The sequence below is a fragment of the Paenibacillus monticola genome, assembly GCF_009664975.1.
Taxonomy (GTDB): Bacteria; Bacillota; Bacilli; order Paenibacillales; family Paenibacillaceae; genus Paenibacillus_AQ; species Paenibacillus_AQ monticola.
Genome location: NZ_WJXB01000007.1, coordinates 163,544 through 178,235 on the forward strand (window position 1 = coordinate 163,544; position 14,692 = coordinate 178,235).

The following is a 14,692-nucleotide window of genomic DNA, read 5'->3' on the forward strand; positions in this document are numbered from 1 at the left end:
TATTACATACAGCAATTTAACATTAATCGGCTATTACCGAGAGAGATGTTGTAAAAAATACAACATTTAGCCGACATCCGCTGCTCCCAGTCCATACTCTCGACTTCTCTCCATTCATTAACTAATACCAATGATGAAGTTCTTCCTCTCCCCAATAAGACGTGAGCATGGAAGCTTAGGAAGCCGTTTAGAGAACACGGAGGCAGTCAACGATGTCTGTTGGGAGTCTAAGCACACGGAGGAAATCGCGATGATTCCGTCTCCATTCACTTGTGAGCAACAGCGGCCCAAGCCCCATACCAATTCCCTATCCTGCTCAGAAAGTATGGATGTAGACAAGGACCTGAGGCGGAGCCTCGGGTTTTCTTAATAGAGACTCAGAATCTTATCGATCTGCGCCTCCGGGAGAATCTGCGCCTCTAGCAACACCTGGCGCACCGTTTTGCCTTCTAACTTGGCCTGTTTGGCAATCGCTGCACTTTTCTCATATCCGATGTGGCTTACTAATGCAGTAGCCAGCACAGCAGAGGTTTCTACCCATTCGCGACATCGATCAGCATGAATAACAATCCCACGCACACAGCGGTCTTCGAACAGCCGGACGACATTAGTCAGGATCTCTAAGGATTCCAGAAGCGCATCCGCGATCAGCGGCATAAAAGCGTTAAGCTCCAGCTGTCCAGCTGCAGCCGCCATCGTTACTGCCGTATCATTGGCAATGACACGCATAGCAACAAGACCGGTCATCTCTGCTATCACTGGATTTATTTTGCCCGGCATAATCGAGGAACCCACCTGCACCGCCGGCAATCCTAGCTCTCCAAAGCCGCCTGTCGGGCCGCTTGCCAGCAGCCGCAGGTCACTGGAAATTTTCAAGAGATTAACGGAAGCGGCCTTCAACAGACCGGATACTTCAACAAAAATATCCATATTCTGCGTGGAGTCCATCGGATATTCGCTCCGTGCCAGTCCGTAACCAGTCAAATCTTGCAACAGATCGGTGATATAAAACGTATATTTCGGCGGTGCATTAAGTCCTGTTCCAATGGCTGTCGCTCCAATATTGACCTCTCGCAGCCGTTCTTCAACCTTGTATATCCGCCAACGATCTCGGGCTATGGCTTTGGCGTAGGCTCCGAAGCCTTGCCCTGCCGTCATCGGCAAGGCATCCATTAGCTCCGTACGACCCAGCTTGAGAACGTTTGCGAATTCCTCTTCTTTCTCCTGAAGGGCTTCCTGCAGGGAAGCAAAGGCTTGACTTAACTGCCGAACCAGACCGATAGCAGCCATTCTTAGCGCAGTTGGATATACATCATTAGTGGATTGGCAGCAGTTGACGTGGTCCAGAGGATGTACCCGTGAATACGCTCCCAAGGCTCCACCCATGAGTTCATTTGCGCGGTTAGCTATAACCTCGTTCACATTCATATTCGTGGAAGTCCCAGCCCCACCTTGCAAAGCATCCACAGTAAATTGCCCCCTGTAACCGCCTGCTAGAAGTTCATCACAGGCTTGCACGATAGACTGAGCTATTTCTGCTGGATAGGTATTCAGCTTCAGATGAGCCAGCGCTGCTGCCTTTTTCACCATAACTAAACTATGGATTAGATGAGCGTTAACAGCTCTACCGCTTACAGGGAAATTGTCCATGGCCCGAGCTGTATGAATACCGTAATAAGCAGCCGCTGGGATATCCTTTGCACCTAATGCATCCTGTTCACTGCGGGAATGATTTCGGGATTCCTCCATACCAAGGCCGTCCTCTACTAGCGGATGCACCGCCGATTATTTATACCTCTCCTACGCTCAAGCCTCCACTTGCAGGACTTCCAGCACACGCGGTAGAATTCCCCGGAAATAAGCAAACGCAATGCCATAATTGGTGATGGGCACACCTTGCTCCCCTGATTTCATCAGGCGCATCATCAGTTGTTTACGGTTAAATATACAACCTCCACAGTGAACAATCAGTTTATACTCAGATATATTGTCAGGGAATTCCGGGCCTACACTCGTAGTGATATCCAGACCGCCACCAGCCATTTCCTGAAGCTTGGCATGAACTAACACACGGTCAATCTCTCCATTATGCGGGTGATGAATACAGGCCTCTGACAGCAGAACCTTGTCTCCAGGTTTCAAACTTGAGATCACTTCGGCACCTGCCACAAACGTATCCAAGTCGCCTTTGAAGCGGGCCATCAGGATCGCAAAGGTAGTTAGCGGCACATTAGCGGGAATGATCTCGTTCACTTTATCAAATACCTGGGAATCGGTAATGACAAGGTTCGGTAAGCCATTTAAGCGCGTGAGCAATTCGGGCAATTCTTCTTCCGTAACAGACAAGGCTATAGCGTGATGATCGAGCAGATCCCGAAGGATTTGCTGTTGCGAAGCAACCAGCCGATATTTGGGAGCAGGGATCAACTCAGGCATAACCATAAGAACCAGATCCCCATAGTTGACCAGATCACCCACAATACTGGATCTTTCAAATTCAGCCGGAGCAAATTCACCTATGGCGTGGCGAAGACTTCCAAGGTTGGTGTTTCTCTTCACGCTAATCTTGACGATGGGGATGTTCTTCAATGATGTCTTTAAAGAATCAATATCTACATAATGATCATCCGTTTTGGCAATAACCCCGATGACTGGGATATTCCGTTTAGCCAGCTCGTGAACCCATTCTTTTTCCAGCTTATAGTCATCGGACTCTTCCGAGAAGATCATGATCCCAAGATCGGTTAAATCCATAACCTCTCTGGTCTTCTGAACCCGGAATAGGCCCTGGTCTGTATCATCATCAATTCCGGGTGTATCCACGATTATGGTGGGACCCAGCTTTTTCATCTCTAAATATTGGAAAATCGGTTCAGTCGTTGTTCCCGGCTCATCGCTAACCAGTAAAGTCGTCTTCCCGGTGAGTGCGTTAATCAGACTCGATTTCCCGGAATTTCTCCGTCCATAAACGGCAATGTGCATCTTGTTCGATTGTGGTGTAAACTGCATAGCGAATCTCTCCTTTAGATTGGATCTTTAGAAACGCAAATCTCGTTCGCCTTTTTCAATGCGCTGCAGCCGATCAATGGTGGCTTTTCTCGCGGATTCCTTCGGAATATCAGCAAGACCCTTACGAATGATTTCATCCCCCAGTGTACGGGTCTCTTCATCCGCATAATCAAGCAAGTATTCTTTAAAGGTTAAAAGAGAGTTCGGTTGGCAAATATTATGGATCTGCCCGGATTTAGCCAAGCGCATGAAACGGTCACCTGTACGTCCTTCTCGATAGCAGGCAGTACAATAACTCGGAACATATCCATCCTGGCATAGCCCGCGAATAATCTCCTCGGGTGAACGATGATCACTGACTTCAAACTGAGGTTTCTCTTTCGACTGACCGGCGGTTCCTTGTTTGGCTTCCATGTATCCGCCGACGCCTGTACTAGAGCCTGCACTCACTTGAGAAATACCAAGCTTGATTACCTCGTCACGGAATGATGGCTCTTCGCGGGTGGAAAGAATCATCCCGGCATAGGGAACAGACAAACGCAGGATGGCCACAAGCTTCTTGAAATCTTCATCCTTCACCAAATGGGGATACGTTTCCAGATTTACACCTTCTGCCTCGCGTAATCTAGGAACAGATACGGTATGGGGGCCAACACCAAATCTCTTCTCCAAATGTTCCGCATGCATCAGCATAGCGATGGTATCGTACTTATGATCGTATAGCCCGTAGAGAACGCCTACACCAACATCATCGATACCCCCCATTTGCGCACGATCCATGGCTGTAGCATGCCAGTCGTAATCACGTTTGGGTCCTTGGTGATGCATGGCTACATAGGTGGGTCTGTGATACGTTTCCTGAAATAAAATGTAGGTCCCCACCTCCGCCTCCCTAAGCTTCTGATAATCCTCGATGGATGTAGCGGCAATGTTAATATTCACGCGGCGGATGCTGCCATTATCCACTTTTACGGAATAAATCGTCTTGATCGATTCGACAACGTAGTCAATGTCACAGTTCACCGGATCTTCTCCTGCTTCAAGCACAAGTCGTTTGTGACCTAATTCCTGCAGCACACGGACTTCATTCGCTAATTCATCCATCTGCAGCTTCCGCCGCAGGAAATCTGTATTGGTGTGTTTATATCCACAGTATTCACAATTATTGACACAATAGTTACTTATATATAACGGTGCGAACAAAACAATGCGGTTTCCGTAAATTTTCTCTTTAATAACCTTCGCAGATCGGTAAATATTATCCAAAATATCTATATCTGTAACTTCTAGAAGAACCGCTGCCTCCCGGTGGGTAAGTCCCTTGCACTCCCTTGCTTTCTCTAGAATGGCCATTACATAGGCAGGATCACCAGCCTTCAATTTAGCCTCTTCCAGACTCCATAAAATTTCCTCGTCATCGATAAAATCGGCTGCTTCCCAATCCTTTCGCAATTTCGCCAACCTCCTAATAGTAGACAAAGGCACCCTGCTTATTAATAATTGGAACGTTTCACGTATCGAGTGTGCAACAGTTCATGCGCTAGGTGACTGTTAGGCTCCCCTAAGAATTCTTCGTAAAGAGCTTTGATATAAGGATTGTTATGCGATTTACGAATACTTTGCGCCTCATCTTCGCTGTAGATCGCTTTGGCGCGTTCTGCCTTAATATCGATTCGCTCAGAGGTTCGCGCATCTACGATAGGCTGACCACCACCTGTGATACAACCCCCGACGCAGGCCATCACTTCCATGAATTCATAGCTTTTCTCACCACGTTCCATCGCTTCCATCAGCTTACGCGCATTGCCGAGACCATGCACAACAGCCGTACGAATCTTCTGTCCGTTAGGCAGTTCGATGATATTTTCCTTAATACCCTCCATTCCCCGGACAGCCGTGTATTCGATGGTATCCAGTTCCTTTCCAGAGGTGATCTCGAATACGGTACGAAGTGCGGCTTCTGCAACACCACCGGTGGCCCCAAAAATAACACCGGCCCCAGAGCCCGAGCCAATCGGATTATCAAAGGCTTCACCCTTCAGATTCACAAAATCGATCCCGGCTTCTTTAATCATCGCGGCCAGCTCTCGGGTCGTCAGCACCCAATCGACATCCTGCATCCCTTCATGAGACAGCTCGTCACGCGCACCCTCGAACTTCTTCGCGGTACAAGGCATGATCGAGACCACAACAATATTTAACGGATCTATCCCCATCTTCTTGGCAAAAAAAGATTTAACCATGGCCCCTTCCATTTCATGCGGCGATTTGCAGGTAGATAAGTTATCCAGCCTATTTGGAAAGTTATGCTCCATAAATTTGACCCAGCCTGGACAGCAGGACGTCATAAGCGGCAGGTTCTCTCCGCTGGCAAGGCGGGAGATTAGCTCTGTACCTTCCTCCATAATCGTCAGGTCAGCAGCAAAGTTGGCGTCGAACACTTTATCGAAGCCAAGCTTCCGCAGTGCAGCAACCATTTTGCCGGTGACACGCGTCCCCACAGGCAGGCCAAATTCTTCTCCAAGAGCAACACGTACAGCTGGTGCTGTTTGGACCACAACATATTTGCTTGCATCCGCGAGATCCTTCCATACATCACTGATGTTCTCATGCTCAGTAAGAGCACCAACGGGACAAGCCATAATGCACTGACCGCAATTCACACAGGTGGATTCAGCAAGCGAGCGACCGAACGCGGTCGAGATCACCGTATCAAAACCACGTTTGGCAAAGCTGATAGCGTTAACTGTTTGCAAAGTTCCGCAAGCTCCGACACAGCGGCCACAAAGGATACATTTGGAGGCGTCACGGACGATTGAGGGTGAGCTATAATCCTTCTCCTGACTGGATTTTTCACCAACGTAGGTAACTTTACGAATATTGAGATCATTCGATACCGTTTGCAGCTCACAGCCCCCACTTCGGGAGCAACTAAGACATTCCCGGTCGTGATCGGACAATAGTAGTTCAACCGATGTTCTACGAGCGTCACGGACTTTTTTCGTGTTCGTCTGAATCTTCATGCCTTCTTCCGCAATCAGCGTACAGGAAGCAATGAGTCTTGGACCCACTTCAACCACGCAAATACGACAACTCGACGAATGGTTGATACCTTTCAAATAACATAGAGAAGGAATATGAATGCCCTGATCACGGGCCGCTTCGAGCACCGTTGTACCCTTGGCGATTTCGGTCTCGATCCCATCGATCGTAATTTTAATCGTATCCAAGCTTAATCACTCCTATCGTCAGACTATCGCTACGGCTTTGAACTTACAGACATCGAAGCAGACGCCACACTTGATGCAGGCCAGCGTGTCGATTACAAACGGTTCCTTCACTTTGCCGGAAATGGCATTGCTTGGGCACTTCCGCGCACAGAGGCTGCAACCCTTGCAGAGATCAGCATTGATCTGATACAAGATCAGAGACTTACAGACACCAGCCGGACATTTCTGGTCATGAATATGGGCCATATACTCTTCACGGAAAAATTTAATAGTGGATAATACCGGATTTGGAGCGGTTTGACCTAAGGCACATAGAGAGGCGTTCTTGATCTGCAGGGAGAGGTTCTCAAGCTTCTCAAGATCCTCCATCGTTGCTTTGCCTTCGGTGATCAGATCGAGCATTTCAAGCAGACGTTTGGTCCCAATACGGCAAGGCGTACATTTACCGCAGGACTCATCGCGGGTGAAATCCAGATAGAAACGGGCAATATCAACCATACAAGTATCTTCGTCCATGATGATCATGCCGCCGGAGCCCATCATTGAACCGAGACTGGTCAGTGTATCAAAATCGATAGTAGAATCCAGATGCTCTTCCGTTAGACACCCGCCGGAGGGCCCTCCGGTCTGGACAGCCTTGAATTTTTTGCCCCCTGGAATACCGCCGCCAATTTCAAAAATGACTTCGCGCAAAGTAATCCCCATCGGAACTTCAACAAGTCCGGTATTCACGACTTTGCCGCCCAATGCAAATACTTTCGTGCCTTTGGATTTCTCCGTTCCGATACTTGCATACCAGTCAGCACCGTTAAGAATAATTTGGGCTACGTTAGCCAGTGTTTCTACATTGTTAATGATCGTGGGTTGACCCCACAGACCTTGGACAGCTGGGAAAGGGGGTTTGGGGGTTGGCATTCCCCGGTGGCCTTCAATAGAGTGCATCAAAGCTGTTTCTTCTCCGCAGACGAAAGCTCCGGCACCCAGACGCACATCAATGTTAAAAGTGAACCCAGTTCCAAGTACATTATCACCCAGCAGCCCGTACTCGCGAGCTTGGTCAAGTGCTTTCACAAAACGTTGAACAGCGATGGGATATTCCGCACGAACGTAGATAAAGCCTTGGTTGGAACCGATCGCGAAGCCAGCGATGGCCATCGCTTCAATAACAGAGTGAGGGTTGCCTTCCAGAATGGAGCGATCCATGAACGCTCCGGGATCTCCTTCGTCGGCATTACAAATCACGTACTTCTGTTCTTTATCTTGCTTGGCGGCAAACTCCCACTTCAGACCCGTGTTAAATCCACCTCCACCACGTCCCCGAAGCCCGGATTTCTTCATGGTATCGATGACCTGTTGGCGGCTCATGGTCAAAAGCACTTTGCCGAGGGCTTTGTAGCCATCGCTGGCAATATATTCATTGATATTTTCCGGGTCGATGATTCCGCAATTGCGCAGGGCGATCCGAACTTGTTTTTTATAGAAATCGGTTTCTTCAAAGTTGAGGATTTTGCCATCCTGCTTGGTCTTCTCGTACACTTTTTTCTCGTATGGCTTGCCATTCAGCAAGTGTTGTTCAACCAAGTCTGGAATATCTTTCACTTCCACTCGGCTGTAGAAAATGCCCTCAGGATAAACGATAACGACTGGACCCAGTTCGCAAAGGCCAAAGCAGCCTGTACGCACAACCTCCACCTGCTCCTGAATACCCTGATTGGAAAGTTCCTGATTCAAAGCGTCGATGATTGTATTGGAATCTGAAGAGGTGCAACCCGTACCCCCACACACCATCACGGATCTGAACTGGATGGAATCCGCGGATTGTCCTGTAATCTTGCGGTTCTCCAGACGACCCTGTGTAAGCGTTCTGATGGCATCAAGATCCGTTAACAGCAACATGCTAAACCCTCCCTATTAAAAGTACATGTGTTGCACAAGATGATCACTTGTATTCATTCAGAATTTTCGGGACATTGTTGGGGACCAGCCGTCCGTGTACTTTCTCGCCAATCGTCATAACCGGTGCAAGCCCGCAAGCCCCCAGACAACGGGTCGCTTCAAGCGTGAATTTGTTGTCCTCTGTAGTACCTTGTACAGCCACATTAAGTTCAGTACTCAGGCGGTCAAGCACTGTTTGTGCACCCTTGATGTAGCATGCAGTACCCATGCAGACATGGATAACATGCTCTCCTTTAGGTGTAAGTGAAAAGAAATGATAAAACGATGCCACACCATATATTTCACTCATGGGCAGATTAAGCTCGGTGGAAACCACCTTAAGCACGGGTTCTGGGAGGTAGCCGTAAATATCCTGTATTTCATGTAAAACAGGAATAAGAGCGCCTTTGATCATTTTGAACTGCTGTATAGCCAATTGTATTTTTTCCAACTTCTCATCAGCTTCGGCTACGCCCCCACTGCTGTTGGTTTGTTGCTGTTCCATTGATGATTGCTCCCTTCACTCAAGAATTCAGCATCTTTTGCTCAAATCTGGATATAATGTATTGAGAATGATTTTCAATTGAGAAATTCTTAGAGCAGCGAGTTTTCGTGTCTAAGCTTTAGACGGCTCCAACGACGCTCAATTTCAGTTTCAAAGTTCTGCAGCAGCGCTTCATCCTTCAGAAGATGTTTGGTTTTGCCCATTCCTTTCAACCATTCGACTGCTGGAATACGCTTGCCTTTCTCTTCTGGATTGTAGGTGATATTGGTGATTCCTTGTTCTATTTCATATAGCGGGAAGAAGCAGGAATCCACGGCTGCTTTCACCAAATCATAGCCATTCTGATCGGAGGTCTTCCAATTCAACGGGCAAGCACAGAGAAGTTTACCGTATGCTGTACCCACGTTGTTGGCGTACCACTGTGCTTTTGCAGCTTTTTGCAGCAGATCCTGCGGATTGCACTCAGCAGCCGTAAATACATAAGGGATATTACATGCTGCCAGGATTTGCGCCGTATCCTTGTGATGGCCCTTTTTCCCCTTCTGAGTTTTACCGACACCGGATGTGCTGGTCATGTGACCCATTGGCGTGGAGTAGGACAGTTGTGATCCAGTGTTCATGTAACCCTCGTTATCGTACTCAAGGATAATCATTTTATGGTTGCGAAGTGCGGCACCTACTGTTGCTCCCATCCCGATATCCATCCCTCCGTCACCGGATACCATAACAAAGGTTACATCGTCGGAAACCTGAACTTCGCCGCGGCGCTTCAATTCATAGAAGGCATCCACCATACCCGCTAATGTAGCTGCACCATTCTGGAACAGGTTGTGCACAAAGCTTTGTTTATGGGATGAGTACGGATAACTTGCTGTTACAACATACGCACAACCCGTTTGGAAGAGGACGACCATGTCGCCTTCGATCCCCTTAAAGAACAGCTCCAGTGCGGAGAGTGCACCACAACCAGGGCAAGCGCCATGACCAGGAGTTAAACGATGTGGTTTTACCGTCAATTGACGAAGGGGCGGAAGTTTAACTTTCAACAGACCGGTTTCTTCATTCTGGGTAACCTGGATCAGACCCGTTTTGAAGGCATCACCATGCAATGGTTCGATCACCGGAACAAGCGCGTCCTTTTCTTCCCCGGGGTAGTATCCATAATAGTCAAACGGTTTCTCCGCATAGCCTTTTTCAGCGGCGTCGATCGCCAGTTGGAAGAACGCTGCGGCATCGTCAGCATAGAAATCTTTACCGCCCAGACCAAAGATACGGCAAAGGATGATCGTCTTGTTCTCTGGATCTACTTGCAGCGCAGAACGAATTTCGTGAGTCAGGTTGCCGCCTTCAGCGCCATAAGAATCAGCGCGTTCACCAACAAGCAGTGCCTTGACGTTCCGCAGTGCCTGGCGCAGCTGTTCCGTAGGGAACGGACGAATGATGTTCGGACGTACTAACCCTGCTTTGATGCCTTTGGCGCGAAGCGCGTCAACGGTATCCTTTGCGGATTCACCTGCAGAATTAAGCAAGAATACAGCTACTTCAGCATCATCCATACGGTACAGATCGAGAACCGGATATTCGCGGCCTGACAAGAGGTCATATTCCCGAGCGACTTCCGTATATACTTCACCTGCTTTATTCAAAGCTTCTGACAGCTGATAGTGATTATTCAAGAGGTCATCGCCACCCATATGCGCACCGATGGTTACCGGACGGGTAGGATCTGATACGTTCGGATAGTTGTGATTTGGATTTGGACCTACAAAATCTTGAACGACTTGGTTGTCTTTGAAGTATTGTACTTTGCGTTTTTGGTGGGAGGTGAAGAAACCATCATAGGCAACGATGACAGGCAGACGAACTTCAGAGTGCTCTGCAATCTTTAGTGCCATGATGTTCATGTCATATACAGCTTGCGGTGTACTGGCAGTCAGAATGACCCAGCCTACATTAAGGCCATAATACAAATCAGAGTGATCGCCACGAATATCAAGCGGTCCACTGATGGCGCGGGTAACCAGGTTAAGGACCATCGGGAACCGTGTTCCGGATTGGGTGGGAAGCTGTTCAAGCATATATAAGAAGCCTTGGGAACTGGTGGCGTTGATCACGCGTGCACCTGCCATTGCTGCACCGTAACAAATCCCCGCAGAACCGTGTTCACCATCAGCTGCGATCAGTTGAATATCGTGCAGACCATTAGTTTTCATTTGATCCAGGTATTGAGCAACTTCTGTAGATGGTGTAATCGGGAAGTATCCCATGATGTGGTAATTGATTTGCGCAGCAGCTGTAGCAGCCATTTCATTACCGGATTCAAAGTGGGTGACCTGCTCAGCAGGCAAAACCTCTGACAATTGATTTTCACTTACAGACATTTTCCGTAACCTCCCTCAATTTACTTAAATACTTGGGCAACGCGATGTTGTTCAGCAAAACCAACCTCTTCACGCAGACTGCTAAGAGCATCAGTTGGACATACTTCGATGCATTTCAGACAGCCTTTACAGTATTGATAATCGATTCCGCGCAGGAACTGCTGCTGGCGACCTCGCTTGTCTTCAGCCGTTTCCCATACAAAACAATAGTCAGGGCATACGTTATCGCAAGCCGCGCAGCTGATGCACTTCTCGGCATTCAGCACCGGCAGCAAGCCTGCACGCGAGCCGCTTAAATCCTTCAAAATGCTGTTTCCTTGAGCCGAAATGACACCGCCAGGCAATTGTGTTTTATAACCAAGCAGAGACTGTGCACGTTTGAAAGGCAGCGCTTCAGTACCTGCTGGCACTTCATAGGTTTTGAATTTCACTTCATTGTACCCGCGATCAAAAGTACGAATGTTCGGCTCAACCAAGTGTGGGTATTTCTTCTCAAAGGTTCTGCGGATCACCGTACGCATCGCTTCCGGATCCAGAAAGTCACACACGCGGAAAATAGCGCCAAGCATCGAAGTATTCACTTTGGTTTTCTCTTCAACGGCAATACCCATGGCATCCACTAAGGCAATCGTTCCGTATTCAAGCTTGAGACTTGCGCGAACTTCCTCGAAGTCCCGTGTGGTGTTAACCAGAACAACCCCATCGGGTTGCATGCCGCTAACAACATTGACATTCTTGTACAGCGCTTCGTGAAAAACCGCAACAAGGTGGGGCTCTTCGATGGGACTGTGGTCGCGAATTTCCACCTCTGGATCACAGAAGCGAACAAAGGTTTTGATGGGCGTCCCTTTTTTCTCGGAGCCGTAAGACGAGAAGTTGGCCGCGTTAAAGCCCAATTCGATCGCACCTGTCTCGGCAAGCATTTTACCTGCGAGATTGGCACCAAGTCCACCGATGGATTCAAGGCGGATTTCGAAAAAGCCAAGCGCATTCTTCTTCGGTAAAGTAGACATCTGGTTTCCTCCTTTGAAATTACGTGAATTATTTCACTTTCACTATTAAAACGAGTTTCACAGTATAGATCTTGCTAAGTCGTGCGAGTGAAGTTGCAGTGATCCCCGCGACTGAGTTCAATCTTGTATCCAGAGGCTGCGATTCTCAGTTCAATACAATTCCGGCAATGGGAAGGTTCGTCGCCCATGCAGATCTTGTTCTCGTACAGGGCGTATTTCTTGCGAACCTTTAGGGGGGACAGGATAGGCATGACCACATTGGCTCCTGCCGAGAGTGCCTTCTCCCGACCTATGGGGTCCAGTGTACCCATAGCTGTGGTGGCTGGCATTAGAGCATCCGGCACCAACAATCTTGCCATCGCAATCATCACGAGTGTGTCCTGGACTGTTCCACCGACTGCATCTTTAAGTGGAGTTGCACTATGCGGAATGAATGGACCAATTCCGATCATTTCCGGATGGAACTCTTTCAGAAAAAGCAGATCCTCTGCAAGATGCGAGTAGGTTTGACCCGGAAGCCCAACCATAAATCCAGTTCCAACCTGATAGCCGATTTCCCTCAGGGTATGCAGGCAGTTCATGCGGTTACCGTACGACATCCCTGGATGCAACGATTCATAGAGCGAGCGCGAAGCCGTCTCATGCCGAAGTAAATATCGGTCAGTTCCTGCTGCGAATAGTGCTCGGAAAAAAGCTTCGCTACGTTCTCCAATAGACAAGGTAATTGCTGCATCGGGGAAACGTAACTTCAAGCTCCTGACAATTTGAATCATCAGATCTTCTGTAAAACGAAAATCTTCTCCACTCTGTAAGACAAACGAACGATAGCCGAGATGATATCCCTCAGCAGCACACTCCAGGATCTCTTCCTCCGATAGTCGGTAACGTTCCACATTAGAATTGGATCTGCGCAGACCACAATACATACAATCCTGTTTGCAGAAGTTGGAGAACTCAATTAATCCGCGTAAGAATACGTTCTCATCATAATGCTTCTTACGGGTTTCTTCCGCCAAGCGAAATAACCGCTTCGTAAGATCTGGAGTCAGATGTTGAAGGAAATAGATGATTTCTTCTTTGGTCAGCACATTTTGCTCATATAGTTGGTTGAGCAATTCTTCCATCATACTTTTCCTCCTTCACATGCAGTGGCTCTATTTTTACAATATGCTATGCTGCAGCCTTACATGCCGATACAATAGACTAATTGTATTAAAAGCAGGCCACTACGAATCAAAAACGAAAACGAGCCAGTCTCCGGGTTTGGAGACTGGCTCGTTTTTAGCTATTACAGCTTTGAAGTGGAAAAAGTTGTCTCGAATTTGATTTCCCGACTCGTCCTCTGTCCATATGGAGAGTTAGTGTGAAATAAAATCAATTCATAATTTCATTTATTCGTACATTGGGATTTGTATATCGTCCTTTTTTTTCAGTTGCTTTCCCATATTGAATAGCTTTCACAGGGCAATAGTGGATACATGCCAGACATAGGGTACAGAGTTGCCCCCACTGTGGGTTGCCATCCACTGTAATGTTATTACGGTTACAAACCTTTTCACATGTGCCACAACCTGTACAATTATCATTGGCATGAAACTTTGTAGGATCAATGGCTTTTTTATTAAACAAAGGATTGATAACGCCGGTTAAGAGCCACGGAAAAAGGCCTTTTTCCACCTTGAATTCTCCTGTTTCTCTTCGCTCAATAACATGGTTGATATAATCCAAGGTTTCATCTGCCACAGTAAGCTTTTGGGTCGCTGCTTCTGTAGAATCAACGTCACCCATTATTATAAAATTATTGGGCATTGTGATGGAGAATCCACTGTCTAATTTAATGCCTTTTTTGCTCAAAGCATCCATCATAACTTTCATCGTATTACCAATGTTACCTCCACATGTTGCAATGGAGAAGACGTAATTTCCCTGGTAATTATTCAGCTTCAGCTTCTCAATAAATTCAAGTACGATTCTGGGAGGTCCCCACGAATAAATAGGATGTACAAATCCAATGATTTCATTGTCTTTCAGAGTATATTCATTAAATGTATTACCTGAGTTTTCGGCGGCAGCTATTGAAACCAACTCTTCGTTCGTATGCTGGGCAATATTCTTAGCGGCATAAAGCGAGTTACCTGTTCCTGAAAAGTAAAATATCATGCTCTAACCTCTCCATTCATTTGTTATTATTCCTGTGCCACTTCAAGCGCCTCTTCTATTGCTTTAAGATAGGCTTTGGAAGTTAGGGTTGCACCACTTATGGTATCTACCTGCAACGACTGCGACTGAATGACCCTGCTAAACAATTCATCCGTAATTCCAGTCGGCTGCTTCTCCGTATGCTCTATTAACTTGATGTCTGTAACCTTGCTTGAGGATACGGTAACCTGAACTTTATTGGCCCTCCATTTGTACATGCCACCCTCATATTTCCCAAGATAAGTCCCGTCATGAAGCTGTTTGAAATTCACATGGCCGATAGGGAGATTTCTGGCTTCACGCCGTTCTCCTGCCGTAAAGAATAACGCGCCTCCCAATCCCACCACTACAACCACCAGAAGAATGATAATGGCAATCAACATTTTCCGTTTCCCCTTTCTTTTCATATTAATCTTCTCC

General features: G+C 47.4%; 11 protein-coding genes. All 11 read right to left on the reverse strand.

All coding sequences use genetic code 11. The features are described 5' to 3' along the window. Positions 1 to 366 precede the first annotated feature (366 nt). The 11 genes from GJB61_RS18620 to GJB61_RS18670 all read right to left on the reverse strand — a co-directional run bounded on the left by GJB61_RS18620 (position 367) and on the right by GJB61_RS18670 (position 14,679). Entirely contained in the window at positions 367 to 1,749 is a 1,383-nt protein-coding gene (locus GJB61_RS18620) for an aspartate ammonia-lyase (protein ID WP_154120523.1), read from the reverse strand. Positions 1,750 to 1,806: 57 nt separating this feature from the next. After that, entirely contained in the window at positions 1,807 to 3,009 is a 1,203-nt protein-coding gene (gene hydF / locus GJB61_RS18625) for a [FeFe] hydrogenase H-cluster maturation GTPase HydF (RefSeq protein ID WP_154120524.1), read from the reverse strand. Positions 3,010 to 3,036: 27 nt separating this feature from the next. Continuing rightward, complete coding sequence (gene hydG / locus GJB61_RS18630) at positions 3,037 to 4,461, reverse strand: [FeFe] hydrogenase H-cluster radical SAM maturase HydG (RefSeq protein ID WP_267490827.1); 1,425 nt, start codon at positions 4,459 to 4,461, stop codon at positions 3,037 to 3,039. 41 nt (positions 4,462 to 4,502) lie between these two features. Beyond that, complete coding sequence (locus GJB61_RS18635) at positions 4,503 to 6,239, reverse strand: NADH-dependent [FeFe] hydrogenase, group A6 (RefSeq protein WP_154120526.1); 1,737 nt, start codon at positions 6,237 to 6,239, stop codon at positions 4,503 to 4,505. Between the two features lie 18 nt (positions 6,240 to 6,257). After that, positions 6,258 to 8,135, reverse strand: coding sequence for an NADH-quinone oxidoreductase subunit NuoF (gene nuoF / locus GJB61_RS18640; RefSeq protein WP_154120527.1), 1,878 nt, complete (start codon positions 8,133 to 8,135; stop codon positions 6,258 to 6,260). 43 nt (positions 8,136 to 8,178) lie between these two features. Continuing rightward, positions 8,179 to 8,679 (reverse strand): NADH-quinone oxidoreductase subunit NuoE, encoded by a 501-nt coding sequence (gene nuoE, locus GJB61_RS18645; protein ID WP_154120528.1) that lies wholly within the window; start codon positions 8,677 to 8,679, stop codon positions 8,179 to 8,181. Positions 8,680 to 8,768: 89 nt separating this feature from the next. Beyond that, a complete protein-coding gene (locus GJB61_RS18650) occupies positions 8,769 to 11,060 on the reverse strand; it encodes a thiamine pyrophosphate-dependent enzyme (protein ID WP_154120529.1) in 2,292 nt (763 codons plus the stop codon). Between the two features lie 20 nt (positions 11,061 to 11,080). Next, positions 11,081 to 12,073 carry a 2-oxoacid:acceptor oxidoreductase family protein gene (locus GJB61_RS18655; RefSeq protein WP_154120530.1) on the reverse strand — a complete coding sequence of 331 codons (993 nt, stop codon included), beginning with the start codon at positions 12,071 to 12,073 and terminating at the stop codon, positions 11,081 to 11,083. A gap of 74 nt (positions 12,074 to 12,147) precedes the next feature. Next, positions 12,148 to 13,197: a [FeFe] hydrogenase H-cluster radical SAM maturase HydE gene (gene hydE, locus GJB61_RS18660; protein WP_154120759.1), complete on the reverse strand. Its 1,050-nt coding sequence runs from the start codon at positions 13,195 to 13,197 to the stop codon at positions 12,148 to 12,150. Between the two features lie 250 nt (positions 13,198 to 13,447). Then, positions 13,448 to 14,233, reverse strand: coding sequence for an EFR1 family ferrodoxin (locus tag GJB61_RS18665; RefSeq protein WP_154120531.1), 786 nt, complete (start codon positions 14,231 to 14,233; stop codon positions 13,448 to 13,450). A 26-nt stretch (positions 14,234 to 14,259) separates the two neighbouring features. Continuing rightward, entirely contained in the window at positions 14,260 to 14,679 is a 420-nt protein-coding gene (locus GJB61_RS18670; protein ID WP_154120532.1) for an FMN-binding protein, read from the reverse strand. Between the last annotated feature and the right edge of the window lie 13 nt (positions 14,680 to 14,692).